The organism is Arthrobacter sp. BE255 (genome assembly GCF_031457335.1).
Taxonomy (GTDB): Bacteria; Actinomycetota; Actinomycetes; order Actinomycetales; family Micrococcaceae; genus Arthrobacter.
The window spans coordinates 54,853-80,450 of record NZ_JAVDWK010000008.1; the positions used below are offsets into that span (position 1 = coordinate 54,853).

A 25,598-nucleotide genomic window follows, 5' to 3' on the forward strand; every position below is an offset into this window, starting at 1 on the left:
ACCGGTTCGGCGGAAATCGCCGCTCCGGCGGGAAGTCCTCCCAATGGGCCTACTCCTCAGGGAGGCTGTCCCCGTCCCCGCCGTCCGAACGCGAGGCGAGCACCTCGCCGACAATCCGGAAGGCCTGCGACGGCTGGTACCCCTTGCGCGCAAGCATTGACGCGAGCCGCCGGGTGGTCTTGTCCCGCTCGGCCTGGTCCGAGAGATCGGTGCCGGGCCGCAGCTTCCGCTCCACGAGCAGGCGCGCGGCACTTTCCTCGTCTTCGTCGGAGAGCTGTTCCAACGCCGAGGCAGCCGTGTCCGCATCAATCCCCTTGTCTGCCAGCTCGCGGCGAAGCGCGCCCTTGGCGAGCTTCCGGGACTGGGACCTGCTGCGCACCCACATGTCCGCAAACTCGGCGTCGTCGATGAGTCGCACCTCCTGGAACCTGTCCAGCACGGCCTCGGCAACGTCCTCGGGGATGTTGCGCTCGGCCAGCTTGCGCGACAGCTGCAGCCGGCTCTTGGCCGAGCTGGTCAGCTGCCGCAGCACGATCGCACGTGCAACTGAAGCAGGATCCGGTTCCGGGTCTGACGCGACCGAAGAATCCGGACTGGGCCCGTCCGGTCCGAAACCGGAGCGTCCGCCGCCCCGGCCCCGCCGGCGTCGGCCTGGACCGGTGCCGGAGTCCGGGCCGAAGCCCGGACCGTCCGTGAGGTCCGCGGTGTCCCTAGAAGCCGTCAACAGCCTTCAGCTTCGGTGTGTCTTTTGAATCGGCTTCGGCAGGCTTGACCCCGACCCCAAGCTTTTCCTTGATCAGGCGCTCAAGCTCGGCAGCGAGTTCCGGGTTGTCACGCAGGAACCGGCGGGAGTTCTCCATGCCCTGGCCCAGCTGGTCGCCGTCGTACGTAAACCACGAACCGGACTTCTTGATGATGCCGTGCTCCACGCCCATGTCGATGATTCCGCCCTCGCGGGAGATGCCCTGGCCGTAGATGATGTCGAACTCGGCGATCTTGAAGGGCGGGGCCATCTTGTTTTTGACGATCTTGGCCTTGGTACGGTTACCGACCGAATCCGCGCCTTCCTTGAGCGTCTGGATGCGGCGCACGTCAATGCGGATGGAGGCGTAGAACTTCAGGGCCTTACCACCGGTGGTGGTTTCAGGGGATCCGAAGAAGACGCCGATCTTTTCGCGGAGCTGGTTGATGAAGATGGCGGTGGTCTTGGTCTGGCTCAGGCGGCCGGTGATCTTACGCAGCGCCTGGCTCATCAGGCGGGCCTGCAGGCCCACGTGGCTGTCACCCATGTCGCCTTCGATTTCCGCACGCGGCACCAGGGCGGCCACGGAGTCAATGACGATGACATCCAGCGAGCCGGAGCCAATCAGCATGTCCATGATTTCGAGGGCCTGCTCGCCGGTGTCCGGCTGGGAAACCAGCAGCGCATCCGTGTCCACGCCCAGCTTTGCGGCGTACTCGGGGTCCAGGGCGTGCTCGGCGTCGATGAAGGCTGCGATGCCGCCCAGGCGCTGGGCGTTGGCTACGGCGTGGAGCGCAACGGTGGTCTTACCTGAGGATTCCGGACCGTAGATCTCCACCACGCGGCCGCGGGGCAGGCCGCCAATTCCCAGGGCGACGTCCAATGCGATGGATCCGGTGGGGATGACCTCGATGGGGGCGCGGACTTCGTCGCCCAGCCTCATGACCGAGCCCTTGCCGAACTGCTTGTCAATCTGTGCCAGTGCTGCGTCGAGCGCCTTCTGACGATCCGGGGCTGCCGCCATGGTTCACACCTCTAATGCTTTCTCGCTTTGGAGTGGCCTGAGCGGCCGTTTCTTGGTCATCTCTGACGCTAATGGCACCCACTGACATTCTGGCCGGATGACATCGGCTATGTGGATAACCCACTAGGAAAAGCATAGCTTTACCCGAACAGATATTCGAACAATCCTGCGGCGTGTCAGCGCAGTTCAGGTCAGTCGCGGAGGGGTTTGATGTCCCGGCCCAGGCGCCGTTCCGGCGGGACGTCCTGGACGTCGCAGACCGCCAGCCATACCTGCCGGGGGCTCACGCCCGCGGCCAGTGCCTGGTCCGCGGTGCGTCCGCCGACCCCGGCAAGGATCAGGGAACCGCTCACGACGCGTGAGTATCCGGAGCCGAATTCGTCGTCCATCAGACGCCAGTAGTCACTGATTCGCACCAATAGAGTCTCTCATGAAGCAGGACCTTAGAATTGTTGCCATGAGCAACTCCCCCGACGTTCCCGCTCCCGCCGGCCCTTCTGACGACACCGTCGATGCGGCGCTGAAGACCGTGGAGCATCAGATCAGCGTCTTCTGGCGAAGGGCACGGTCCGTATCCCATCAGCTGTCCCGCCAGGTCCACCCCGACATGGAACCTGCTGCGTACGGCCTGCTCACCGTGATCCGGCGCGAAGGTCCCATCCGCCTGACTGATCTTGCCCTGAGCATCGGCGTCGGGAAACCCTCGGTCAGCCGGCAGATCGCGTTCCTGGAGAGCATCGGGCTGGTCTCCAAGGAGGCCGACCCGCTGGATGGCCGCGCCCAGGCGATCCGGCTGACGCCCAAAGGCGAAGAGAAAATGCACCAGGTCCAGGACGCCCGGCGCGAAGTCTTCCGGGAACGGCTGGGCGAATGGCCCCTCGAGGACCTGCAGACGCTGGCGACGTATATGGCCAAGCTCAACGCCACCTATGAACGCGATGGCTTCCCCCAGGACGTGGCGCCTGCGAAGAAAGACACCCAGCCCTAAGACACCGAAAGCCTCCGGCGCGTGCCGGAGGCTTTCGTTGGTTAATCGTTCAGGGTGCCTACCGTGCTCCGGAAAGCAGTCCCTTGGAAAGTTCGTTGGTGAGTTCGGCGTTCAGGTCCCGCTCGAGATCGCGGCCATAGCGCTGCGAGAACTCCTGCGGAACGGTGTCCGGAACAGCAACGCCCTCTGCGACGGCGACGCGGTCGCTGACTTCACGGAGCATGCTGGACAGGGGTACGTCCAAAGCGGAGCAGATCGAGGACAGAAGCTCTGACGAAGCTTCCTTCTGGCCGCGCTCCACTTCACTGAGGTATCCCAGGGAAACACGGGCACTGTGCGAAACTTCGCGAAGAGTACGCCCCTGACGCTGGCGGACATCGCGCAGAACATCACCGATTTCGTGACGAAGTACAACCATCTTGCGCTCCTTCTGTTCGCTCTTGCCCTGATCGGCGAGGCCCACATCCTTCCAGCGGACAACGCCGTTTACGGATACGGGCTGCTTTACCATCTGTATCGCCTTGCTCCCTCATAAGTCCGGTCCGCCGTCGAGCGAACCGTGGTGGTGTAATCATCCTAGGCGCCTCCGCTCTCCGGAAGCGACACAATGTAATAACTAATGGGTACCGGGATTTGTTCCCGGATACTTTACCCCCGGTAACTTCAGGAAGATAGGGCTGCAAGGAGGCGCTCCAAGGCGGCTCCGCAGGCCTGGCCACGGATCTCTGCCCGGTTGCCGGAAAAGCCGTAGTCGAAGGACTCGCTGCCGTCCGCCGTCGCGACCCCGATGTAGACGGTCCCCACGGGCTTGCCATCGTGCTCCTCGGGGCCGGCGACCCCTGTGGTGGCCACGCCAATGTCCGAGCCCAGGGCCGCGCGGACGCCCGCTGCCATGGCGGCGGCAACTTCCCCATCCACGGATCCGGCTGCGGCAAGCAGTTCCGGCGAAACGCCCAGGACGTCGACTTTGACGGAGTTCTGGTAGGCTACGACACCCCCTTGCAGCATTCCGGAGGCGCCGGCGGTGTCGGCCAGGATGGCGGAGACCATTCCGGCGGTGAGCGACTCGGCGGTGGCGACGGTCAGCCCCCGGTCCAGGGCGTTTTTGACTGCGTCCCCGGCGAGGTGGTGGAGGTTTGTCATGTCTGCTCCTTGTCTACAGTGGCCTACTGGCCGGCACTGCGCTTTCCCTGCGCACGGAGCCGCAGGGCTTCAACCACGTATTCGACGCCGGTCCAGACGGTGATCAGCACGGCCACCATCATGACGGCGAAAGCCACCCAGACAAGCCACGGGGCGAACGCGGCGAGCGGCAGGAGGTAGAGGAAAATCGCGGCGGTCTGCACCACCGTCTTGAGCTTGCCACCCCGTGAGGCCGGGATCACGCCGTAGCGGATCACAAAGAAACGCAGGGCCGTGATGCCCCACTCGCGGACGAGGATCAACACCGTGACCCACCACGGGAGCTCCCCGAGGACGGACAGCATGACCAGGGCGGAACCGATCAGGAGCTTGTCGGCGATGGGGTCGGCGATTTTGCCGAAGTCGGTGACGAGGCCGCGGCTCCTGGCGATGTCGCCGTCGAGCTTGTCAGTGTAAATCGCGACGGCGAACGCCAGCACCGCGGCCCAGCGCCACAGTCCCGACTCGCTGCGCAGCCCAGGGGCATCGGCTATCAGGAACCAGACGAAGAAAGGCACCAGCGCGATGCGCAGCATGGTCAGGATGTTGGGAAGATTCCAGATCCCTGAACTGCTGGAGCCGGCGGCGGTTGCTTCGGTGCTAGTCACCTTCCTAGGCTACCGTCCGGTGAGTGACCAGGCGTCTTCGGAGCCGTCTTCGTCGTCGCTGGAGCCGGCGTCCGCACCGTCGAAGTATTCAACGTTCTGGCTGCGCTGGTCCAGGTCCGCCTGCACGAGGTCCTCCGCGTAGCCGCCCTGGGCGATGTTGGCGTTCGCGTTGTCGCTCAGGGCCGCGGTCTGGGAGTCCGGGGAAACCGGCGCGTCCTGGCCCTTCATGGCGGCGAGGACGGCAGCGAGGTCATCTGGCTTGACCAGGACGTCGCGTGCCTTGGAGCCTTCTGACGGGCCCACCACTCCCCTGGACTCGAGGAGATCCATGAGCCGCCCGGCCTTGGCGAAGCCGACGCGGAGCTTGCGCTGCAGCATTGAGGTGGAGCCGAACTGGGTGGTAACCACGAGTTCGGTGGCCTGCAGCAGGACGTCGAGGTCGTCTCCGATGTCGTCGTCGATCTGCTTCTTTTGCGCTTCGGGGGCGACGTCGTCGCGGTAGACGGCCTTGAGCTGGCCCTTGACGTGTTCAACGACCTTGTGGATTTCGGACTCAGTGACCCAGGCGCCCTGGACACGCATGGCTTTCGATGCGCCCATGGGCAGGAAGAGGGCGTCGCCCTGGCCGATGAGCTTCTCCGCGCCCGGCTGGTCCAGGACGACGCGGGAGTCAGTGACTGAGGACGTGGCGAAGGCCATGCGGGACGGGACGTTGGCTTTGATCAGGCCGGTGACGACGTCGACGGACGGACGCTGGGTGGCGAGGACCAGGTGGATGCCGGCGGCACGGGCCAGCTGCGTGATGCGGACAATGGAATCTTCAACGTCCCGGGGCGCAACCATCATGAGGTCGGCGAGCTCGTCAACGATCACCAGCAGGTAAGGGTAGGGCCGGATGACGCGCTTGGAGTCGACCGGCGGCTGGACCTTGCCGGCACGGACGGCCTTGTTGAAATCATCGATGTGCTTGAAGCCGTAGTTGGCGAGGTCGTCGTAGCGGGCATCCATCTCACGGACCACCCACTGCAGGGCCTCCGCGGCCTTCTTGGGGTTGGTGATGATGGGGGTGATCAGGTGCGGGACGCCTTCATAGGCGGTCAGTTCCACGCGCTTGGGGTCAACCATGACCATGCGGACCTCGTCCGGGGTGGCCCGCATGAGGATGGACGTGATCATCGAGTTCACGAACGACGACTTACCGGCACCGGTGGCACCTGCCACGAGCAGGTGGGGCATCTTGGCGAGGTTGGCCACGACGTAGCCGCCTTCGACGTCCTTGCCCACGCCCATCACCATGGGGTGGTCGGTCCGGCGGGCGTTCTGGCTGCGGAGCACGTCGCCGAGCGAGACGGTCTCGCGGTCCGTGTTGGGGATCTCGATGCCGATTGCGGACTTGCCTGGAATCGGGCTCAGGATGCGGACATCGGAGCTGGCCACGGCGTAGGAGATGTTCTTGGACAGCGCGGTGACCCGCTCCACCTTGGTGCCCGGGGACAGCTCGATCTCATACCTGGTCACGGTGGGACCGCGGCTGAATCCGGTCACCTGCGCCTCGACGTTGAACTGGTTGAGGGTCTCGGTCAGGGACGCGACGATGGCGTCGTTGGCTTCGGTGCGCTCCTTCGGGATGGAACCGGGCGTCAGGACGTCCGACGACGGCAGCGTGTAGGTGACGTCGCCGGCCAGCGACAGCTGTTCGGTCCGCTGTGGGATCGGGGTGGGCAGGGGCGCCGGAGCTACGGGCTTGGCCGGCACCTTGACCGGGTTCAGCGACCCCGCGGCCACCATGCCCGGCGTCACCAGCGGAATCGCTTCGGTGGCGTTCTCCCCCGCCGAAAGCGAATGCGCCGCCGTTCCCAGGCCCTGGGCGGCTTTGATCTTCTCCACGGCGATTTCCGCCTGGGTGGGGCGGCGCACGCCGGGAGCAAGCCGCGGCCCCGGGCCTGGCTTCGCGTCGTCGGCCGGTTCGTCGTCGTCGATGACGGCGTGCTCGAAGGCCTCGTCGCCCACATAGCCTTCCAGCCCGGCGTCGGAGTCCTCGTCCTTGCCGAACAGCCGCCGCTTCTTCTTCTTGGGCACGGCCGCGGGGGCCTGTTCCAGGTAGCTGCGGTCGTGGCCGTCCCGGTCCTCGTCCGGCTCCTGGAGGTCGATGCCCATCAGGTGCTCGTAGCCGCCCCGGAGCCGCCGTGGAATCGCGCCGAAGGGCGTGGCGGTGATGATGAGCAGCGAGACAAATGCCAGCAGGCCGTAAAGGGCCACCGGAACGGCGGCGTGAATGGCGGCCAGCGGCGAGGCGGCCAGGAAACCGAGCATGCCGCCGGCCTGGCGCAGTCCGTCGAAGCCGTCAGCAACGGTGGGCTGTCCGCCCACGATGTGGGCCAGGCCGCAGCCAGCGAAAGTCATGATGAGGAAGCCGATGCCCACTCGGTTGTTGCCCCGACCGTCGGACGGCTGCCGGAAGAGGCGGAACGCGCAGACAAAGAGCATCAGCGGCAGCAGCAGCGACATCCAGCCGAACGTGCCGTTGACGACGCTGTAGACCGCGTCAGGGAACCAACCTGTGAGACCCCACCAGGCGAAGGTGGCGATGAAGACCCCGAGGCCCAGGTTGAACAGTGCGGCGCCGTCCCGGCGGTCCTCCGCGGGCAGGTCGCTGACGTCGTGGCCGATCCTGCGGACGCCGCCTCCCACCAGGTGGCCAATGCCCAGCCAGGCGCCGCCCACAACGCGGACCAGCCACGGCTGGTGCTCTTCGACGGCGGGCAACTGGCGGGTGCGCGCCGTGCTGGGGCGTGCGGACGTCCGGCCGGTTTTGGACGCCGCGGAGCCGGCCCCGCGGCCAGTGGTGCTGCCGGATTTGGCACTGGCGGCGCCCCTGGCGGGGCCCTTGGGCGCGGAAGTAGTACGAGTGGCCATACTTGCCACGCTACCCGAACCGGGCCGGAATTCCGCGGATTTCCGGCCCGTTCCGGACTTGCATTTTGAGACGCCGAAGGCCCGGTTCCACGTGGACCGGGCCTTCGGTGATTCCGGTGGGGCTCAGGGCTGTTACGCCTCGAGCACTACGGGGATGATCATGGGACGGCGGCGGAGCTTCCGGTTGACCCAGGTGCCCACCACGCGGCGGACCACCTGCTGCAGCTGGTGGCTGGTGTGGTCGGAGTGGTTCAGCACGGCCTCTTCGAGGGCGGCATTGATCTTGGGGATGATGTCGTCGAAGACGGAATCGTCCTCGGCAACGCCGCGGGCGTGGATCTCCGGTCCGGAGACCACTTTCCCGGTGGCGCGGTTTATCACCGTGATGATGGATATGAAGCCCTCATCACCCAGGACGCGGCGGTCCTTGAGGTCGGCGTCGGTGATTTCGCCGACGCTGGAGCCGTCCACATAGACAAAGCCCACTTCAACCTGGCCAACGACGTCGGCCCGGTGGTCCTTGAGGTCGATCACGGTGCCGTTGTCCGCGAGGATGACGCTGGCCGTGGGGACGCCTGATTCGATGGCGATTTTGCCGTTCGCGATCAGGTGGCGGGTCTCGCCGTGCACCGGCATGGCGTTGAGCGGTTCCAGGATGTTGTAGCAGTACAGCAGCTCACCCGCGGCCGCGTGTCCGGAGACGTGCACCTTGGCGTTGCCCTTGTGGATCACGTCGGCGCCCAGCTTGAGCAGGCCGTTGATGATCCGGAAGACTGCGTTTTCGTTGCCCGGGATGAGGCTGGAGGCCAGGATGACGGTGTCTCCGTCGCCCACCACCACGCGGTGGTCGCCGTTGGCCATGCGGGACAGGGCAGCCATCGGCTCGCCCTGGGAACCCGTGGACATGAGCACGACGCGGTTGTCGGGCAGGTTGTCGATGTTCTTGATGTCGACGATAAGGCCCTCAGGAACGTCCAGGTAGCCGAGCTTCGCCGCGATGGCCATGTTGCGCACCATGGACCGGCCCACGAAGGCGACCTTGCGGTTGTGCTTGGCCGCGGCGTCAAGGACCTGCTGCACGCGGTGCACGTGCGAGGAGAACGACGCCACGATGATGCGTTTGGTGGCCTGGCCGAAGAGCCGTTCCAGGGTAGGGCCGATTTCCTTCTCAGCCGTGGTGAAGCCGGGCACATCCGCGTTGGTGGAGTCGGACATAAAGAGGTCCACGCCTTCTTCGCCCAGCTTGGCGAAGTGGCGGAGGTCGGTGATGCGGCCGTCCAGCGGCAACTGGTCCATCTTGAAGTCACCGGTGTGCAGGACGGTGCCGCCGGCCGTGCGGATGAATACGGCCAGGGCATCCGGGATGGAGTGGTTGACCGCAACGAACTCGCATTCGAAGGGACCGAACTTCTCCACCTGTCCTTCTTCAACCGTGAGGGTGTAGGGACGGATGCGGTGTTCCTGCAGCTTGGCCTCGATCAGCGCAAGGGTCAGCTGGGAACCCACCAGGGGGATGTCGGCCCGCAGCCGCAGGAGGTACGGCACCGCGCCGATGTGGTCCTCGTGGCCGTGGGTCAGGACGACAGCCACGATGTCATCGATCCGGTCCTCGATGTACGAGAAATCGGGCAGGATCAGGTCAACGCCGGGCTGGGTTTCTTCGGGGAAAAGGACACCGCAGTCCACCACGAGGAGTTTGCCGTCGATTTCGAACACGGCCATGTTCCGGCCGATCTCCCCCAGCCCGCCCAACGGAACGATCCGAAGGGTGCCTTGCGGCAGGGCGGGAGGGGTGACAAGGCCGGGAAGGGCGATTTGGGTCATAGTGCACTACTTTCCAGGCGGAAGGGTGCCGGTCTTAGCCTTCAGGAAAAGACCAGCCCTCCTTCAGCCAAGTCCTCGCGGATGGTTACGATCTCGGCTTCGTCCGGCTCCACGAGGGGCAAACGGACAATCGAGTTGGGCAGGACTCCCTGCCATTTAAGAATCTGTTTTGCGGCAACGGCTCCCTGGACGCGGGTCATCGTGGCGCGGATGACCGGCTGGAGCTCAAAGTTGATCTTCCGGGCCGTCGCGAGGTCGTTCGCGTTGACGGCGTCGATCAGTTCGCGGAAGCGTCGGGTCGCGACGTGGGTGGTGACACCAACGAGGCCGACGGCGCCGAGGGCCATCCAGGGCAGGGTCAGTCCGTCATCCCCGGAGTAGAAATGGAGGTCAGTCTCGGCCATAACGCGGGTTGCGGCGGTGAAATCGGCCTTGGCGTCCTTGACGGCGACGATGTTCGGGTGCTGCGCGAGGCGGATCATGGTTTCGGGCTCGATCGGGATGGAAGAGCGGCCCGGGATGTCATACAGCATGACCGGCACATCGGTTGCTGAGGCGATGGCCTCGAAGTGTGCGCGGACGCCCGCCTGGCTGGGCTTGTTGTAGTAGGGCGTGACGAGCAGAAGACCGTCGACGCCGAGCGCGGCCGCCTTCTTCGAAAGGTGCACGGAGTGCGCCGTGTCGTTGGTTCCGGTTCCGGCGATGATGGCGGCCCGGTCGCCGACAGCCTCTTTGACGGCACGGAACATGCCGAGGTTTTCCTCGTCAGTGAGGGTGGAGGTTTCGCCGGTGGTGCCGGTAACCACCAGGCCGTCGCAGCCATCATCCACGAGCTTGGTAGCCAACTCTGCCGCCTGGGCGTAATCCACTTCGCCATCCTTGGTGAAGGGTGTAACCATGGCGGTCAGGAGGGTACCAAGGGCAGGGATGTTCGCGGATGTGTGAGGCATGGAAAAAACGTTACCCTGTCCGCGGCTGGTTAGGACAATGGCGGGGACGTGATGAACGTCAAATACCGCCTGCCGTAGACGTTGTTGGGGCTCCCGGGCTCAGCGGAATTTCAACAGCGCGCTCCGCGAAAGGGTTGCCGTAACCACTTCCGTTCCCGTTCCTGCCGCCTTCTTCATCCGCAAGCCGTCAGGACCCCAAAAACCGCTCAGGCCGCATGAGGCACCCAGGGCGGTGGTTCCACCAAGGTTGGCCAGGATGCCAAACATCCTGTTGTCCATGGCGCGGGCGCCCAGGTGAAGCTCAAGCCGGTGGTCCTCGTCCCTGGTGTAGACGGCAGACACCGCGTAGGCATCGGCGCCTGCCTCTGCCGCTCCGGTTGAATGGGCGGGCACGGCGGCATCGAAGCAGATGGCAAGGCCGATCCGCCAACCGTCGAGTTGCAGGACGCTTGCACCGTTGCCGGCAACAAAGATGTCCTTTTCCCGGCCATGCAGGTGTGTTTTGAAGGCGGGTTCGGTGGTGCCGTCCGGATGGATGGCGAGCGAAGCCAGCCGCGGAGTGCCCCCGGGTTCCCGGTATGCGCCTCCCACGACTGCCGTAATTCCGGTGCGGCGGCAGATTTCACGGACATCGTCGAGGCGCTCGTCGCCCGGGACGAGCCAGTGTTCGGGTGAGGCCAGCAGTGCGAGGTCGTAGCCAAGCAGGGACAGCTCCGGAAACACGGCCAGCCGTGCGCCGTGCGATTCTGCGTCCTCGATCAGGCGGACGTGCTCCATCGCGTTGGGGAGAATTCCGCCGTCGAGGGCCCGATACTGGATGGCGGACACCGTCAGGGCATTGGTCACCACCTCATCCTAGGGAACCAGGCAGGACATATTCACGGCGAGGAGACCCCGCCGTGCTGCCGGCCATTGTCCGACCGTGGCATGTCCGGACCGCAGTAGCGTCCGACGGCGGCCTCCCGCAAGCTCTCAGCCCAGGTGGCCAGGCGCTGGGCCGCCCTGACGTAGTGGAAGAGTTCCGTGGGCGTGAGGGCGTCCAGATCCGTCTCCGACAACCGGCGCGCCAGTTCCGCCCCGACCGGCTGCGCTGCCAGGGCGATGCCCTCCTGCTGCCACTGGACGTCCTCCGGAGATTCCCCGGCCACGAGCTGCCGGAAAAGGTAGTCGACGACGCCGGGGCTCATGGCCTTCATAAGTCCCGCGGGCGCCGCCGGACCGTCCGGGCTGCGGCTGGTCCGGTCCCGTCCTTTCCCTGCCGGAAGGGCTGAGGGTGGCTGTGGCTGCGATGGGGTGTGCATGCCGCCAATATTATTCGAACATATATTCGAACACAAGGCCTGTGCGGCGTTGCCCCAGGAGTTTCGCCCACGGGACTGCCGGCACTTGACTGCCTGTCCCCGGCATCCTGTGAGACGATCGGCTCATGACCTCCCGCGCCACGGCAAAGCCATCCAGGGCGCCCCGAAGCTCATCAGCCGCGGATCGGCTCCGCGGCATTGACGCGGCCCGTGGGCTGGCCCTCCTGGGCATGATGGCCACCCATCTGCTCCCCACGTTCGAGTCCAACGCCGACCTCACGCCCACGTGGATCGGCCTGACGTTCTCGGGCCGTGCAGCCGCCCTCTTCGCCGTACTGGCGGGAATCGGCCTCGCGCTGTCTACGGGAAAGCAGGTGCCGGCGGAAGGCGCCCGTCTGGGGGCCGCCCGCCGCGGGATTGCCTTGCGCGCGGCGGTGATTGCCGCCGTCGGACTGACGCTGGGCGGACTGGAAGTCAACCTGGCCATCATCCTGGTCCACTACGCGGTGCTGTTCCTGTGCATCCTTCCGTTCCTGGGCCTGAAGCCGAAGGCGCTGTGCGCCTGGGCGGCGGGATGGATCCTTGTTTCGCCGGTGCTTGCCTACCTGCTCCGGCCCTGGCTGCTGGCGGCCAACCCGCCCCTGCAGCTTGGGCACAATCCGTCCTGGGAGGATCTATCCACGCCGGGCCCGTTGCTGGGCGACCTGTTCTTCACCGGTTACTACCCCGTTTTCCAGTGGATGTCCTACCTGCTGGTGGGCCTGCTGATCGGACGCCTTCCACTGACCAGGGCGCTGGTGCCCTGGCTGCTCCTCGCTGGCGGAACGGTACTGTCAGTCTTCACCAAATCCCTGGGTGTTACCGCGATGGAAACCTGGGGCGGGAGGGCCGCACTCGAGGACGTGCTGAACGCCCCCAACTACCCCCTGGACAGCGTGCTGCAGGTCAACCTCACCGGCGTGCCGCAGGAGGGCTCGTGGTGGTGGCTGGCCTCCGCTGCGCCGCACTCCGGCACCGCCCTGGACCTGGCGCATACGTCCGGAGTGGCGGCCGCCGTGGTGGGTGCGTGCCTGCTGCTCGGCAGGCTCGCTGACTGGCTGGACCTGGACCTGCTGCTGCCGCTGCGCGGGCCCGGTGCCATGACTCTGACCCTGTACACCGTCCACGTCTGGGTGGTTTCGGGTTTCTATTTGAAGCCGCTCCCGGCGGGCTGGACCGAAGACGGGATGTATTTTGCCCACGCCGCCACAGCCATCATTGTGGGCATTGTTTTTGTCCTGCTGAAATGGCGGGGTCCGCTGGAATGGCTGGGCCATGGCGCCAACCAGCTGGGCCGGATGGAGCGGAACGCGCGACGCTGAAGGGCCGGTGAGCGGCCCGCCCGGCTTGCCCGGGAGGGAGCGCAGCGACTAGGCCGGAACCTTGCCCCGGAACAGCTTCACGGCGTCGCGCATGGACGCCCGGGCGCGCTTGCGGTCCCCTGCCGCGTCGTAGGCGCAGCTGAGCCGGAACCACGACCGCCAGTCTTCGGGCGCCGCTTCGGCCTCTGCACGGTATTTTTCGAATTCCGCATCCGCCGCTGAGCGGACAATCCGTCCGGCGGGGGTGCGGGGCAGTTCGTCCACGGGGAGCCCGCCCTCGGCCTCGAGGACCTTCGCCATCTGCTCGGTGCGGGCGCCGAACAGCAGTTCACGGATCATCGCCCACGCGCCGATAATGGGCAGCACCAGGTAGGCGGCGCCGATCGCCTTGGCGGCGGGATTGCTGTCCAGCAGCAGCAGGACCGACCGCTGGAAGGACACCACCAGGTAGAAGACCAGCAGGAGCGTCACGGCGCCCACCCAGATCTTGGTGCGGTTCTTCCGGAATGCGGCCACCACGTCAGCCACGGCTCAGAGCCCCAGGTTCAGGTAGCCGTCGAGTCCCACGGTGAGGCCCGGGTGTGAGGCGACATTGCGGACGCCAAGGAGCACGCCCGGCATAAATGACGCGCGGTCAAAGGAGTCGTGACGGAACGTCAGCTGCTCCCCCGGACCGCCGAGGAGCACCTCCTGGTGGGCCACCAGGCCGCGGAGCCGGACGCTGTGGACGCGCACGCCGTCCACGTCGCAGCCGCGGGCGCCGGCGAGTTCGGTGGTGGTGGCGTCGGGGCTTGCCGGTACGTTTGCAGCCTGCCGCTCGGCGGCGATGAGCTGGGCGGTCCGGACGGCGGTGCCGGAGGGCGCGTCCACCTTGTCCGGGTGGTGCAGTTCGATGATTTCGACGGAGTCGAAGTACTTGGAGGCCTTGGCGGCGAACGCCGAGGCGAGCACGGACCCGAGGGCAAAGTTGGGGGCGATCAGCACGCCGGTTTCCGGGTGCTCGGCAAGAAGTGCCTCCAGGGCGGCCAGCCGGGCTGAATCCCACCCGGTGGTGCCGACGACGGCGTGCATTCCGTGCTCGACGGCGTACCGGACGTTCGCTTCGGTGCTTTCGGGAACGGTCAGGTCCACCACGAATTCGGCGCCCGCGGCGGCCAGCTGGTCAAGCGAGTCGCTACGTCCCAGGGCGGCAACCAGCTCCAGGTCGGGGGCGGCTTCAACGGCCTTGACGGCTTCGGCGCCCATGCGTCCGTTGGCGCCCAGGACGGCCACGCGCCGGGGTACGGAAAGTTGTTCGGTCATGCCGTTAACCCTACCGTCGGGCCGGACGCCGGATGGAACCGGGGGCTGTGCGTTACCTCCCACGCCGCCAGGACATCCAGGCAGGCAGGCGGGCGAAAGGCACCCGGGAATCAGCTCCCGGCGCCCACCCACTCAACCGTGCCGTCGGAGAAGAACTGCTCCTTCCAGATGGGCACCTCTGCCTTGATCCGGTCCACCAGTTCGGAACAGACGGCAAAAGCCTGGCCCCGGTGCGCCGCTGAGACGGCGCAGACCAGCGCAGGATCCCCAATTTCGAGGGTGCCGATGCGGTGGGCAGCCCAGATGCGCACCGGCTGCGTGGCGGACGCGTCGCCCGCATGCTCGGCAACAAGCCGGGCGACGACGTCTGCCATCACCTGGTGGGCCGTGGGGTGCGCGCTGTAACTGAGCCGCTCAACTGCCTTGCCGCCGTCGTGGTTACGGACGACGCCGCTGAAGCTGACCACAGCCCCGGCAGTGTCCGACTCCACCGCGGCGATGGCCTGGTCCACGGAGATGGGCTCCGCGCTCAGGACCGCGTGGACCACTTCGAAATCGGATTCAGTGCCCATTGGTGCCCTCCAGCTGGTCGCAAAGGTGCCCGATCACGGGGTCCAGGACGGACAATCCGTCCATGACGCCCTTGGGTGAACCGGGCAGGTTGATGATGAACGTGCTGCCGTGCGCGCCGGCGTGGCCGCGGCTCAGCGCCGCCAGCGGTGTCTTGGCCGCGCCTGCCCGCCTGATGGCTTCCATGATGCCCGGAATCTCCCGGTCCAGGAGCGGCAGCGTGACGTCGGGCGTGCGGTCGTCCGGACTGAGCCCGGTGCCGCCGCTGGTGATGACGACGGCGGGATGCTGGGTGAGGAGCGCACGGATGGCCGCGCCGACGGGCTCGCCGTCCGGGACCACCATGGCGGGGAACGTCTCGAAGCCGTGCTCGGTGAGCCAGTCGATGATGACGGGCCCGGTTTCATCCTGGTAGATTCCGGCGGCGGCCCGGGTGGACGCGATGACCACCCCGGCCTTCCGGCCCTGGACGTCGCCGTGCCGGTGCGGCTCCGGCAGGAAGGTACTCTCGGTGCTCACAGTTTCCAGTCCCCGCTCTTGCCGCCGCTTTTCGCCAGCACTTTGATGTCCGTCAGGACAGCGTGCTTGTCCACGGCCTTGATCATGTCGTACACGCTGAGGGCGGACACGGAGGCCGCAGTGAGGGCCTCCATCTCCACGCCGGTGACTCCGCGGGTCTTGACCGTGGCCAGGATGGAGACGGAATCCGCGCCGAGCTCGAAGTCCACCGTCACTTTGGACAGCGGCAGCGGATGGCACAGCGGAATGAGTTCGGGCGTCTTTTTGGCGGCCATGATGCCGGCGACGCGTGCCACGGCCAGGGCATCGCCCTTGGGCAGGCCGCCGGATCCCAGCAGGGCCATGACGTCGGAGGTGGTGTTGACGGTGGCCGTAGCGGTGGCTTCCCGCGTGGTTTCGGCTTTCGCCGACACGTCCACCATCTGGGCGCTGCCGTCCTGGCGCAGGTGGGTCAGGCTTGGTTCTGGATTCACAGCATCCATACTTCCACCTCATCACCCTCTGCGAGCGCCGAGACCCCGATAGGGACGTGCACCAGGGCGTTGGATCCCGCCAGCGCATGCATCAGGTGGGAACTTTCGCCGCCTTCGAGGCGCACGGTCCCGTCGGGCTGGAGGCTGCCGCGGCGGACCTGGTGCTTGTGCGCGGGCGAGCTGAGTCCGTGGGCCAGCCGGGCGCGGACGGGTGTGCGTGGCGCCGGCGACCCGAACAGTCCGGACAGCACGGGCCGCAGGAACATTTCGAAGGAAACCAGGCAGCTCACCGGATTCCCGGGGAAGCCGAGGAAGGGAACGCCTTCGAAGGTGCCGATTCCCTGGGGGCCGCCGGGCTGCATGGCGACGTGGAGGAAGTCGGCGCCGTGCCCTTCGAGCACCTGGCGCACCACCTCGTAAGCGCCCATGCTCACTCCGCCGGTGGTGACGATCAGGTCCACCGACGGCGCGTGGCTGCTCAGCAGGGCCTGAAGTTCCCCGGGGCTGTCCGTTGCGATCCGTGTGCGGACCACAGTCAGTCCGGCCTGGCGCATGGCGCTCTCCAGCAGGGTTCCGTTGGAGTTGTAGATCTTGCCTGCCGGAAGGTCCTGGCCCGGTTCCACCACTTCATCGCCGGTGGTGACCAGCAGGACTGTCAGGGCTTTGTACACGGCGACATCGGCGAGGCCCAGGCCTGCCAGGAGCCCCAGCTGGGCCGGTCCCAGGAACGTCCCGGCTGCCAGCGCCCGCTCCCCCGCTGCGAGGTCGCTGCCCACGGACCGCACAAAGGTTCCCGCCGCCGTCGCCGGGAGCCACACCGTGCTGTCCGTGCCGGGATCCGGGAAACGGTCCGGAACTGCCCTCTCCACAGGCACGACGGCGTCCGCGCCGGCCGGGATCGCGGCCCCGGTCATGATGGGGGCGGCGGTGCCCCGCTCCAGGGGCGCGGGCATGGCACCTGCGGGGACGGGGGCGGCCACACGAAGGTTCGCGCCGCCGTCGGGAATGACCGCACTCTTGACGGCAAAGCCGTCCATCTGGGAATTGGCGAACGGCGGCAGGCTGACGGGCGCCATGACGTCCGCTGCCAGGCCCCTGCCCAGCGCTTCCCGCAGGGGCACCTGTTCGGTGCGTCCGGCCACGCTCAGCGGCGCGAGCAGGTCCATGACAGCTGAGAGGTGGGCCGCCACCGACCGCGCCTGGTGGCTGCCGGCGCGGTGGGTTCCGGAGTGCCGGGCGCCGTCGTTGTGCGTACCCTGGGCCTGGATAACTTCAGGCGGTACAACGTCGGGGGCGGGCGCGTGGCCGTGCGGATGCGGGTCGCTGGGCATGGGACTGCTTTCGGTTGCGGCCAGTTACGGTTTCACGTCAACTGTAATGGTGTGGAAGCCAGTGGCTCCGTCAGGCGCAACCGGCCTGCGCTCCTCCGCCTGCGCTTTGCCCTTGAGGTCGGTGGCGCGGACCTGGACCTCATACTGTCCGGGGGTCAGCTCGATTCCGCACGTCCACTGGTACCAGGTATCAACGGAGATCCCCGGGGCAAGCTCTGCCTCCTGCCAGTTTCCGCGGTTAACGCGCAGTTCCACCTTGCCGATGCCGGTGTGCTGGGCCCAGGCCACGCCGCCGAGCATCACCGTGCCCGCGGTGACCGTCCGGCCGTTTCGCGGCACGTCGATGCGGGAGGACGTTTTGATGGGGCCGTGGTCCGACCAGCCGCGGGGCGTCCAGTAGGCCACGTCGTCGGCGAACCTGGTGACCTTGAGTTCCGTGAGCCATTTGGTGGCAGAAACGTACCCGTAAAGCCCGGGGACCACGAGCCGCACGGGGAACCCGTGCTCCAGCGGCAACGGCTCGCCGTTCATCCCCACGGCCAGCATGGCGTCGCGGCTGTCAGAGAGGACGTCGAGGGGCGTGCCCGCCGTCCAGCCGTCTGTGCTTTTGGAGAGGACCATGTCCGCGCCGGGCTGCGGCCGGGCCAGGGCCAGCAATTCACGGACCGGCCAGCCCAGCCAGCGGGCGTTGCCGATCAGGTCACCGCCCACCTCATTGGACACACAGGCGATGGTGACGTGCCGTTCGATCAGCGGTTTGGCCAGGAGCTCGGCGAAGGTCAGCTCAACTTCCTCGGCCACCATGCCTGTGACGCGAAGGACCCATTTCCCGGGATCAATCGCTGGAACGGTCAGGGCGGTATCGATGCGGTAGAAGTCGGCGTTGGGGGTGACCAGGGGTTCCATGCCGCCAAGCCCCACCTCCGCGCCGGACGGAATGGCCGGCGCGGCCGATCCCGCGGCAGGGAGCTGAAGCTGCTGGCGGGCATCGTTGACCACGGCGGCTGCACCACGCCACACGGCGGCGAGGGCACCGCCCACCGCCGTGGCCGCCGCACCGCCGGCCAGCAGTTGCAGGAAACTGCGGCGGGGCGGCCCCGCTTCCCCCGCATACGCCACCTTTTGGGGCCATCTGTGCAGTCTGCCCGTGAGCAGGCGCAGCAGGATCACCGATGCAACGGCCACAACCACCGGAACAACTATTGCGCCGGCGGTGGCCTGTTGCCGGGTCAGCACAGCTGCCAGTCCGGCGAGCCCAAAGACGCCTATCACCACAGAGCCCGCGAAACGCCTGCGGTATTCGAAGACTCCTGCCACTGCAGCCAGTGCTGCGATGACCACTGCCATCCCCACCAGCAGCGCCACTTTGTCGGATGTGCCGAACAGGGCAATGGCCCATTCCTTGACCGCCGGCGGAACGGCGTCTATGACGGCCCCGCCGACGGCTGTCAGGGGCGAAACGGCGGGGCTCACCAGGCCGGCCAGCAGTTCCCCGAGCACCACGCCGCCACCGACCGCCACCACACCCGAAGCGGCGGCCCAGCGCGCCTTCCGGCTGCCGGCACCCACGGTTCTCTGCGGTGCCAAGGTGCGCGTGCCGCCGTCGGCCGTTCCCTCATTGTGCTCGGGCGTATTCACACCTCCAGCATAGGTTCGCGGGGGCCGCAGGGCACCGGCCGGACGGCCATGCCCTGCAGGAATCCGGGCCCCGGCGTCACGGGCGTGATCAGGGGGCCAAACGTGGCGTAGCCTGAATTCATGAGCGTTCAGCTAGGCATACCGCAACCCCGGGACAGCGCAGGCACAGGCCTGCCGCCCGGGCCTGCCGCGCGCCCTGCCGATGCGCCTGCGGGGCTGGCGGACCGCTATGGCCGCCGGGCGACGGACATGAGGCTGTCCCTGACCGACAAATGCAACCTCCGGTGCACGTACTGCATGCCTGCTGAGGGCCTGGAATGGCTGGCAAAGCAGGCGGTCATGTCGGCAGAGGAGATCGTGCGGATTGTGCGGATCGGCGTGGACCGGCTGGGGGTCCGGGAACTCCGGCTGACCGGCGGCGAGCCGCTGGTCCGGCATGACCTGGTGGAGATCATCACGGCTCTTCGGAGCAACCACCCCGATTTGCCCATCTCGATGACAACCAACGGCGTGGGCCTGGCGAAGAAGGCCGCTGCCCTGAAGGCCGCCGGGCTGACCCGCATCAACGTCTCCCTGGACTCCCTGCACGAGGAAACGTTCACCAAGCTGACCCGCAGGCCCTTCCTGGACCAGGTGCTCGCCGGCGTGGACGCCGCGTGGGCCGCAGGCCTGGGCCCGGTCAAACTCAACGCCGTGCTGATGCGCGGCATCAACGACGCCGAATCGCCGTCGCTGCTCGCCTGGGCGCTGGACCGCGGGTACGAGCTGCGCTTCATCGAGCAGATGCCCCTGGATGCCGACCACGGCTGGACCCGGCGGAACATGATCACCGCCGCCGAAATCCGTTCCCTGCTGTCAGTGGACTATGTCCTGAGCCCGGATCCGCGTGCCCGCGACGGTGCCCCGGCCGAGCGGTTTGAAGTCCGACGCCGTGCGGGCGGGTCCGTGGAAGCGCAGGGACCGGTGCTGGGCACCGTGGGAATCATCGCCTCTGTCACTGAGCCGTTCTGTTCGGATTGCCGGCGGACCCGGATCACCGCCGAGGGCAAGATCATGAGCTGCCTGTTCTCCCGGGAGGAATACGACCTCCTGGGGCTCCTGCGCGAGGGCGCCAGCGACGACGCCCTGGCCGAACGCTGGCAGGACGCCATGTGGGTCAAACCCAAGGCGCATGGCATGGACCACGTTGGACTTGACGCCCCGGACTTCGTCCAGCCGGACCGCAGCATGAGCGCCATCGGAGGCTGAATTCTTGAACGTACGTTACTTCGCTGCCGCGCGCGCCGCTGCGGGTGTGGAAGAGGAGCAGTTCGACTTGCCCGCGGGCGCCACGGTGGAGTCCCTGCTCGAAGCCGTGCTGGCAGTGCACCGGCCCGAACCGCCGGCCGGCACCCCTCCCCTGCCACGCATCCTGTCCCGGAGCAGCTTCCTGCTCAATGAGGTGGCTGTGCGGGACCGGTCCGTAGCACTCGGGCCGGGGGACGTCGTGGACGTCCTGCCGCCGTTCGCCGGGGGCTAAGCACCTTCCGTTTCCGCCTCGCGCGAACGTGCAGTTGTGGCCCTCGGCCTGGCAACCTCAAACCGTCCCGGAGAAGGCTTTGTGGGAGCGGCCGGAGGTTATCCACATAGCGTGGTTGCTTCGCTGTTTTTGTTGGTGCCTCGCAGGATGATGGGGGCATGGGAAGCGGAGTTAAGCTGGATTCGGTGGAGGCCATGATGGCTTCCATGGCTTCGCTTGCCGTGTTGGCAGCCCGCAGCGAGGGCCGCTCCGGGCACACGGGTTCGGACCCGCTCCGTGACCGGGCGGATGCATGCCTGGAGGGTCTTGAAGAGACGGCCCGGGTTGAGGCGATGCTGGCCGCCAGGAAGGTGCGCTTCGCCGCCGGGTTCGCCGAGACGATGCGGGCGATGTCCGCTCCGGATGAACAGCCGCATCAGCGCCTGGCCCGGGAGATGGGCGTCGTCGCTGAGGTCGCCTGTGCACTGACGGTCAGCGAACGGACCGCATCAGCACTCCTGGCCGAATCCCATCAACTCACCACCACGCTGCCGCTGACCCAGGCCGCTTTGGAGCAGGGATTGATGTCCTGGCAGCACGCGAGGGTCATGGTCGACGAAGCAACCAGCCTCGACCCCGCCGGGGCCGCCGCATTGGAGGCGCATTTCCTGGACCCGGACGCACCCAACCCGGACCAAGGCTGCCCGGCCGGTGACCTGGTCCCGTCCCGGTTCCGGCAAAAGGCCAGGACCTGGCGCGAACGCCACCACCCGGTCAGCATCGAAAAACGCCATGCCAAGAGTGTCCTGGACCGGCGGCTGGAGTACGCCCCGGACCGGGACGGCATGGCCTGGCTCTCCGCGTACCTGCCCGCGGACCAGGCCGCCGGGATCTGGAACGGCGTCACCGCCGCCGCCCGTGCCCTGCAGGGCCCCGCCGAGGACCGGACCATGACCCAACTCCGCGCCGACATCGCCGCCAAACTGCTCCTCAGCGCCGGCCTCACCACCACTGGGACCGGCAACAGCGACGCCACGACCGCTGGCGCCCACGAGAGTGTGGCTGGTGGTGTTCGGGCCGCAGACGCGGCTACCGGCGGCGATGTCCTGGCCGGACGGGTTTCCGCCACGGAAGGCGTCGACGTGGGCCATGTCCCGTCTCCGGCGGCACAGGTACTCGTGACGGTACCTGTGTTCGCGCTCATGGGCCTCACCGGCGAACCCGCGATGCTGGATGGCTACGGCCCCATCCCCGCCTCCGTGGCCCGCAAACTCGTCGCGGAGGGTGCCAGTTCGTTCCATCGGGTCCTGACCGACTCCCGCAACGGCGCACCACTGGAAATCGGACGCAACAGCTACCGCATCCCGCCCGCGATGCGCCAATGGCTGCACATGCGCGACAGCAAATGTTCATTCCCCGGCTGCAGCAACCAGTCCCTGGACAACGAAGCCGACCACCTCCTCGCCTGGGCCGACGGCGGCACCACCGGCATCACCAACCTTGAGTCGCTGTGCCGCAAACACCATAGGCTGAAACACTCCACGACTTGGACACCCACCGAAGCCACCAAAGACCAACCACCCGGCTGGACCTCACCCACCGGCCGCCGCTACCACAGCGAACACCCCGACTGGGAACCACCCCAGTGGCCCAAACAGATCCTGGACCAATTGGCACACCACGAACCAGGCCGGGCGCTGCCTGACGCTGCGCTGCCCGCCGGCGTGCTGTCTGACGCATAGCCCCGCCGGAAGGTTGCCAGGGCTGCCACCCCTATCGTCGCGGGCCGGACCCGCCAGCGACGATTCCTAGTGCCATGGCCAACAATGACGCGCGGGTCCGGACCCCACAGTTTTCAAAGATCTGTTTGAACTGGTCCTGGACTGTGTAGGCACTTGTTCCCTGCGACGCGGCCATGGCCGCGGTACTCGCACCCGCAGACGCGAGCTCCAATAGTTCCCTCTGCCTGGGTGTCAGGCCGAAACACCGCGCAAACATGTCCAGGCGTGCCCCTGGAGGACATTCCTGGATAGTCACGGCCAGGGGCGGGGTTGCGCCGGAAACTCCGGACGCCATCCGGCTGGCCCTCAGGAATGCCCATCTGCCGGAGCCCAAGTGAACCCGGGCCGCAGCGTCATGATCGTCCACGCCCGCCTCCCGTGCCAGCAGCTGGGCAGCGACATTCAAGACCTCGGCCGGCACGGCCTGATACGGACGCGGCCCAGGCTGGAGTAACTCGAGCCAGTCGCTGGTCGACGCCGTCTCACCCACCACAGCCAAGTCTTCGTCCAAAGTGAGGACAGCCTGCGGGGGCAATTCCCCCAAGCGGGCCACATTCCGTGGACGTCCGGTCTTTGAAGGAACTTCCGTCGCCGGTGCGTCGGTCCGACCGTGTTCGACGTCGTCCGGCGGTCCAAATTGACTTGCAATCGAACGTCGCAAGAGAGGGGTCAGCTCCCCTGCCACGCCGGCAAGGTAGCCGGCTTCCGACTCGGAAAATGCGCCATTGCTACCCACCCGCCAGAGGTCCAGCCAGCCCCAGTACCCGTACTTGTCCGCAAAGACCACTGAGAGGACATCGGCGACTCCGTACCGCTTCATCACGCCATCCCAGAGCGGGCTCCGGGAGGGATCGCCGCCGGTGTCGCGAAGCAACGTCGAAGCCGGTGACGCGGAACGTGCCAGGCCGGTCCACCTTGCCTGTCGGGACAAATACTTCAGCCGGATCAGCAGCGGCAGCTCCTCCGGACAGGGAATCCTGGCACGGGGTGCAACGCCGGTTGCTGTCACCGGATCACAGAGCGGCCAGACGAAGGCATCGAACGGCACAACCCGTCCCACTTCGGCCAGTACCTCGGCGCGCAGCGACTGATGATCCACAGTTGAACCGCCCAGGGCCCGAATCCGCTCCAGGCTCCGGGTCAGCCCCCAGCCGGTAATCATTTCCCAAGTATGCGCCCGACATCGGCGAGCCACGTTGGCTCAGCGGCTCCAGATTTCTGGGATACCGGCGGTAAGAGCGTGAGCCTAGTTTGGGAAGTGCCGATGAAATCTTATGGCGTGCCGGACCGGCATCAGCCCCAGGAGGAGAGTATCGAAATGTTCACGCTGCAAATTGAACACAGCATCAAGGACTTTGAGATGTGGAAGGCCGCTTTTGACCGCGACCCTCTCAACCGCGCCGCCTCCGGGGTTGTGTCGCACAGGATAGGCCGGCCCGTGGACGACGCCCACTACGTGGTGGTGGAACTGGACTTCGCCAGGCTCGAACAGGCCCAGCAGTTGCTGGCGAACCTCAAGGCCACGGTCTGGAACTCGCCTCTCGCTGCTCCTGCCCTGGCCGGCGCGCCGCAGACAAGGATCGTGGAATCCGCCGGCTGAGGCGCTCTGAAGGGCCGCAAGTGTACGTTCGCGCTGGGCAGGGCCGCAAGTGTACGTTCGCGCTGGGAAGGGCCGGTCAGGCGCGGAGGCACTCCGACACCATGAACGGTACAAAATGCGGCGCGTCCCCCAGGCGCAGCTCCGCGGTGTGCGTGAGCACGCCGTTGTCCACCTGGAATGCATGGCGGGCAGTTCCCCGGTCGCTGTGCCGCTCCACGCGAAGGACCCCGTCCACCCAAGTGCAGCGGACAGGCGTTCCCGGCGGAAGCCCCATGCTGTCCACGTAGTACCAGAGGACGTCGTCGTGGTCGGGGTCGATGGTGAACACGCCGTGGCCTTCAAAGTGGGTGCCGTCCGCTTCCGTGTGCCGGTAGCTTTGCACCACGGCGTAGCCACCGGCTGCCCGGGTGTAGCTCACTTCCGCCGTGGCGGTGCGCTCAGGTCCCCATGCGGAAGCCGCAAGCCGGGTGGTTCCGCGCCAGTGTCCCAGGAAGTTTTCGAGCACCGCATGCACGGTGCCCGGCTGCGGGCGGTTCATAGCTCCATTATGGCGGGCACGTACCGTCCCGGTCAGAGGCCGAAGGTTTCGGTTTCCTCAAACGGGCCAACGACGGTGACGGTCCGGGGCGCCGCGGCAAGCTCCCTGGCGAGCTCCTGGACTTCACGCGCCGTGACGGCCTTGATGAGCCGGAGGGTTTCGTCGATGTCCTGGTACTCGCCGGAGACCAGTTCGGCACGGCCCAGCCGGGACATCCGGGAACCGGTGTCCTCGAGGGCGAGGACGATCCCGCCGCAGAGCTGGCCCACGGCCTTGCGGAGCTCGTCGTCGGAAATCCCGCCTTCGGCCAGCTTGTCCAGCTCGGCACCGAGGAGGTCCAGCACCTGGCGGACCTTCGACGGCGTGCAGCCGGCGTACATTCCGAAGTAGCCGGCGTCGGCGTAGGAGGAAGCGAAGGAGTAGGTGGAGTACACCAGGCCGCGCTTCTCCCGGATTTCCTGGAAAAGGCGCGAGGACATGCCGCCGCCCAGGACTGCGTTGAGTACGCTCATGACGTAGCGCCGGTCGTCCGTGGCCACGATGGTGGGGCAGCCCATGATGATGTTGGCCTGCTCCACCGCACGCTTCACCACGTGCAGGCCGGCCGTGCCGGTGATCTCGGCACGATCGGTGGAGCGCCGCTCCACGGGAGCGGCGTCGGGCTCCAGTGACCAGCCGGCGGCGTGGAGCGCATCCACCACAAGGCCGCACACGACGTCGTGCTCCAGGCCTCCGGCGGCGGTGATGACCAGCTCGTCCGGGCGGTAATACCGGCGGTAGTGCTCCCAGACGGAGTCGCGGGCAACGGCCCGGATAGCGGCGGGGGTGCCGCCGATGGGGCGGCCCAGCGGGTGCGTGCCCAGCACGGCCGCCACAAAGTTTTCGTGCGCCACGTCCGTGGGGTCGTCGCTGTCCATGGCGATTTCCTCGAGGATGACGTCGCGTTCCTGCTCCATTTCGGCCGGATCCAGGACTGCGCCGGTGATCATGTCGGCAATGACGTCGATGGCCATGGGCAGGTCGGTGTCCAGCACACGGGCGAAGTAGCAGGTGCTTTCCTTGGCGGTGGCGGCGTTGGATTCGCCGCCGACCTCGTCGAACGCCGAGGCGATCTCCAGGGCGGTGCGCCGCTTGGTGCCCTTGAACAGCAGGTGTTCAAGGAAATGCGTGGAGCCGTGCTGTCCCGGGGCCTCATCGCGCGACCCTACCCCTACCCAAAAGCCGATCGTTGCCGAGCGCTGGCCCGGCATCGCCTCGGTGAGCACCCGAACACCGCCGGGGAGCACCGAACGCCTGACGACAGAGCCGCCGTCGGATCCGTGGACGAAGGTGTCACCGGGCTGGTTCTGCTCTAGCGGCAGGGGTACAACAGTCATTGAAGCCTTTCGGGAGCGGCAGCCGGATCTGGCTGCCATCGTAACAGCGGCGGGGCCGGTGGATCATCCACCGGCC

General features: G+C 66.9%; 28 protein-coding genes. 6 read left to right on the plus strand and 22 right to left on the minus strand.

Annotated elements, in window-relative coordinates:
* Window positions 1-49: 49 nt before the first annotated feature.
* The 3 genes from J2X42_RS14405 to J2X42_RS14415 form a co-directional block, all read right to left on the minus strand.
* Window positions 50-535: a regulatory protein RecX gene (locus J2X42_RS14405; RefSeq protein ID WP_310166512.1), complete on the minus strand. Its 486-nt coding sequence runs from the start codon at window positions 533-535 to the stop codon at window positions 50-52.
* A 175-nt stretch (window positions 536-710) separates the two neighbouring features.
* The gene (recA, locus tag J2X42_RS14410) at window positions 711-1,766 is read right to left on the minus strand and encodes a recombinase RecA (protein WP_131132453.1); all 1,056 of its coding nucleotides are present in this window, start codon (window positions 1,764-1,766) and stop codon (window positions 711-713) included.
* A gap of 191 nt (window positions 1,767-1,957) precedes the next feature.
* The gene (locus tag J2X42_RS14415; RefSeq protein ID WP_131132454.1) at window positions 1,958-2,182 is read right to left on the minus strand and encodes a DUF3046 domain-containing protein; all 225 of its coding nucleotides are present in this window, start codon (window positions 2,180-2,182) and stop codon (window positions 1,958-1,960) included.
* 41 nt (window positions 2,183-2,223) lie between these two features.
* On the opposite strand from J2X42_RS14415, the gene J2X42_RS14420 reads away from it, so the two are divergent.
* Window positions 2,224-2,754 carry a MarR family winged helix-turn-helix transcriptional regulator gene (locus J2X42_RS14420; RefSeq protein ID WP_310166250.1) on the plus strand — a complete coding sequence of 177 codons (531 nt, stop codon included), beginning with the start codon at window positions 2,224-2,226 and terminating at the stop codon, window positions 2,752-2,754.
* A gap of 58 nt (window positions 2,755-2,812) precedes the next feature.
* Here J2X42_RS14420 and J2X42_RS14425 read toward each other — a convergent pair whose 3' ends face one another.
* The 8 genes from J2X42_RS14425 to J2X42_RS14460 all read right to left on the minus strand — a co-directional run bounded on the left by J2X42_RS14425 (window position 2,813) and on the right by J2X42_RS14460 (window position 11,535).
* Window positions 2,813-3,265: a helix-turn-helix domain-containing protein gene (locus tag J2X42_RS14425; RefSeq protein ID WP_131132456.1), complete on the minus strand. Its 453-nt coding sequence runs from the start codon at window positions 3,263-3,265 to the stop codon at window positions 2,813-2,815.
* A 152-nt stretch (window positions 3,266-3,417) separates the two neighbouring features.
* The gene (locus tag J2X42_RS14430; RefSeq protein ID WP_310166252.1) at window positions 3,418-3,897 is read right to left on the minus strand and encodes a CinA family protein; all 480 of its coding nucleotides are present in this window, start codon (window positions 3,895-3,897) and stop codon (window positions 3,418-3,420) included.
* Window positions 3,898-3,920: 23 nt separating this feature from the next.
* Complete coding sequence (pgsA, locus tag J2X42_RS14435; RefSeq protein WP_310166254.1) at window positions 3,921-4,544, minus strand: CDP-diacylglycerol--glycerol-3-phosphate 3-phosphatidyltransferase; 624 nt, start codon at window positions 4,542-4,544, stop codon at window positions 3,921-3,923.
* 9 nt (window positions 4,545-4,553) lie between these two features.
* A complete protein-coding gene (locus tag J2X42_RS14440) occupies window positions 4,554-7,460 on the minus strand; it encodes a DNA translocase FtsK (protein WP_310166256.1) in 2,907 nt (968 codons plus the stop codon).
* Window positions 7,461-7,592: 132 nt separating this feature from the next.
* Window positions 7,593-9,284 (minus strand): ribonuclease J, encoded by a 1,692-nt coding sequence (locus J2X42_RS14445; RefSeq protein ID WP_310166258.1) that lies wholly within the window; start codon window positions 9,282-9,284, stop codon window positions 7,593-7,595.
* A 41-nt stretch (window positions 9,285-9,325) separates the two neighbouring features.
* Window positions 9,326-10,234, minus strand: a complete 909-nt coding sequence (gene dapA / locus J2X42_RS14450; RefSeq protein WP_310166261.1) for a 4-hydroxy-tetrahydrodipicolinate synthase — start codon at window positions 10,232-10,234, stop codon at window positions 9,326-9,328.
* 99 nt (window positions 10,235-10,333) lie between these two features.
* Complete coding sequence (locus J2X42_RS14455; RefSeq protein WP_310166262.1) at window positions 10,334-11,080, minus strand: carbon-nitrogen hydrolase family protein; 747 nt, start codon at window positions 11,078-11,080, stop codon at window positions 10,334-10,336.
* A gap of 32 nt (window positions 11,081-11,112) precedes the next feature.
* Window positions 11,113-11,535 carry a hypothetical protein gene (locus tag J2X42_RS14460; RefSeq protein WP_310166264.1) on the minus strand — a complete coding sequence of 141 codons (423 nt, stop codon included), beginning with the start codon at window positions 11,533-11,535 and terminating at the stop codon, window positions 11,113-11,115.
* A 125-nt stretch (window positions 11,536-11,660) separates the two neighbouring features.
* Between J2X42_RS14460 and J2X42_RS14465 the strand changes: the two genes are divergently transcribed.
* The gene (locus J2X42_RS14465) at window positions 11,661-12,896 is read left to right on the plus strand and encodes a heparan-alpha-glucosaminide N-acetyltransferase domain-containing protein (RefSeq protein WP_310166266.1); all 1,236 of its coding nucleotides are present in this window, start codon (window positions 11,661-11,663) and stop codon (window positions 12,894-12,896) included.
* Between the two features lie 48 nt (window positions 12,897-12,944).
* Here the strand turns inward: J2X42_RS14465 and J2X42_RS14470 are convergent, their stop codons facing one another.
* The 8 genes from J2X42_RS14470 to J2X42_RS14505 form a co-directional block, all read right to left on the minus strand.
* On the minus strand, window positions 12,945-13,424 hold the full coding sequence (locus J2X42_RS14470; protein ID WP_310166268.1) for a hypothetical protein: 480 nt from the start codon (window positions 13,422-13,424) through the stop codon (window positions 12,945-12,947).
* A gap of 3 nt (window positions 13,425-13,427) precedes the next feature.
* Entirely contained in the window at window positions 13,428-14,198 is a 771-nt protein-coding gene (gene dapB / locus J2X42_RS14475) for a 4-hydroxy-tetrahydrodipicolinate reductase (protein WP_310166271.1), read from the minus strand.
* Between the two features lie 110 nt (window positions 14,199-14,308).
* Window positions 14,309-14,770, minus strand: a complete 462-nt coding sequence (locus J2X42_RS14480; RefSeq protein ID WP_310166273.1) for a molybdenum cofactor biosynthesis protein MoaE — start codon at window positions 14,768-14,770, stop codon at window positions 14,309-14,311.
* Window positions 14,760-15,287, minus strand: a complete 528-nt coding sequence (locus J2X42_RS14485; RefSeq protein WP_310166275.1) for a MogA/MoaB family molybdenum cofactor biosynthesis protein — start codon at window positions 15,285-15,287, stop codon at window positions 14,760-14,762. Before J2X42_RS14485 ends, J2X42_RS14480 begins: the two co-directional genes overlap by 11 nt.
* A complete protein-coding gene (gene moaC, locus J2X42_RS14490; protein ID WP_310166277.1) occupies window positions 15,284-15,769 on the minus strand; it encodes a cyclic pyranopterin monophosphate synthase MoaC in 486 nt (161 codons plus the stop codon). Before moaC ends, J2X42_RS14485 begins: the two co-directional genes overlap by 4 nt.
* On the minus strand, window positions 15,757-17,091 hold the full coding sequence (gene glp / locus J2X42_RS14495) for a gephyrin-like molybdotransferase Glp (protein ID WP_310166280.1): 1,335 nt from the start codon (window positions 17,089-17,091) through the stop codon (window positions 15,757-15,759). Before glp ends, moaC begins: the two co-directional genes overlap by 13 nt.
* A 24-nt stretch (window positions 17,092-17,115) precedes the next feature.
* On the minus strand, window positions 17,116-18,729 hold the full coding sequence (locus tag J2X42_RS14500) for a molybdopterin-dependent oxidoreductase (RefSeq protein ID WP_396134082.1): 1,614 nt from the start codon (window positions 18,727-18,729) through the stop codon (window positions 17,116-17,118).
* Window positions 18,726-18,851 carry a hypothetical protein gene (locus J2X42_RS14505; RefSeq protein ID WP_310166282.1) on the minus strand — a complete coding sequence of 42 codons (126 nt, stop codon included), beginning with the start codon at window positions 18,849-18,851 and terminating at the stop codon, window positions 18,726-18,728. Before J2X42_RS14505 ends, J2X42_RS14500 begins: the two co-directional genes overlap by 4 nt.
* On the opposite strand from J2X42_RS14505, the gene moaA reads away from it, so the two are divergent.
* From moaA to J2X42_RS14520, 3 genes are all read left to right on the plus strand, one after another.
* The gene (moaA, locus tag J2X42_RS14510; protein WP_310166284.1) at window positions 18,850-19,977 is read left to right on the plus strand and encodes a GTP 3',8-cyclase MoaA; all 1,128 of its coding nucleotides are present in this window, start codon (window positions 18,850-18,852) and stop codon (window positions 19,975-19,977) included. The genes J2X42_RS14505 and moaA overlap by 2 nt on opposite strands.
* Before the next feature lie 4 nt (window positions 19,978-19,981).
* Window positions 19,982-20,248 (plus strand): MoaD/ThiS family protein, encoded by a 267-nt coding sequence (locus tag J2X42_RS14515; protein WP_310166286.1) that lies wholly within the window; start codon window positions 19,982-19,984, stop codon window positions 20,246-20,248.
* 158 nt (window positions 20,249-20,406) lie between these two features.
* Window positions 20,407-21,969 (plus strand): DUF222 domain-containing protein, encoded by a 1,563-nt coding sequence (locus J2X42_RS14520; protein ID WP_310166290.1) that lies wholly within the window; start codon window positions 20,407-20,409, stop codon window positions 21,967-21,969.
* 31 nt (window positions 21,970-22,000) lie between these two features.
* Here J2X42_RS14520 and J2X42_RS14525 read toward each other — a convergent pair whose 3' ends face one another.
* Window positions 22,001-23,170: a LuxR family transcriptional regulator gene (locus J2X42_RS14525; RefSeq protein WP_310166292.1), complete on the minus strand. Its 1,170-nt coding sequence runs from the start codon at window positions 23,168-23,170 to the stop codon at window positions 22,001-22,003.
* Between the two features lie 156 nt (window positions 23,171-23,326).
* Here J2X42_RS14525 and J2X42_RS14530 point away from each other — a divergent pair, with 156 nt between their 5' ends.
* Entirely contained in the window at window positions 23,327-23,608 is a 282-nt protein-coding gene (locus J2X42_RS14530; RefSeq protein WP_310166294.1) for a hypothetical protein, read from the plus strand.
* A gap of 76 nt (window positions 23,609-23,684) precedes the next feature.
* Here J2X42_RS14530 and J2X42_RS14535 read toward each other — a convergent pair whose 3' ends face one another.
* Complete coding sequence (locus J2X42_RS14535; RefSeq protein ID WP_310166296.1) at window positions 23,685-24,146, minus strand: DUF1579 family protein; 462 nt, start codon at window positions 24,144-24,146, stop codon at window positions 23,685-23,687.
* A 32-nt stretch (window positions 24,147-24,178) separates the two neighbouring features.
* Window positions 24,179-25,522 (minus strand): pitrilysin family protein, encoded by a 1,344-nt coding sequence (locus J2X42_RS14540; RefSeq protein WP_310166297.1) that lies wholly within the window; start codon window positions 25,520-25,522, stop codon window positions 24,179-24,181.
* Between the last annotated feature and the right edge of the window lie 76 nt (window positions 25,523-25,598).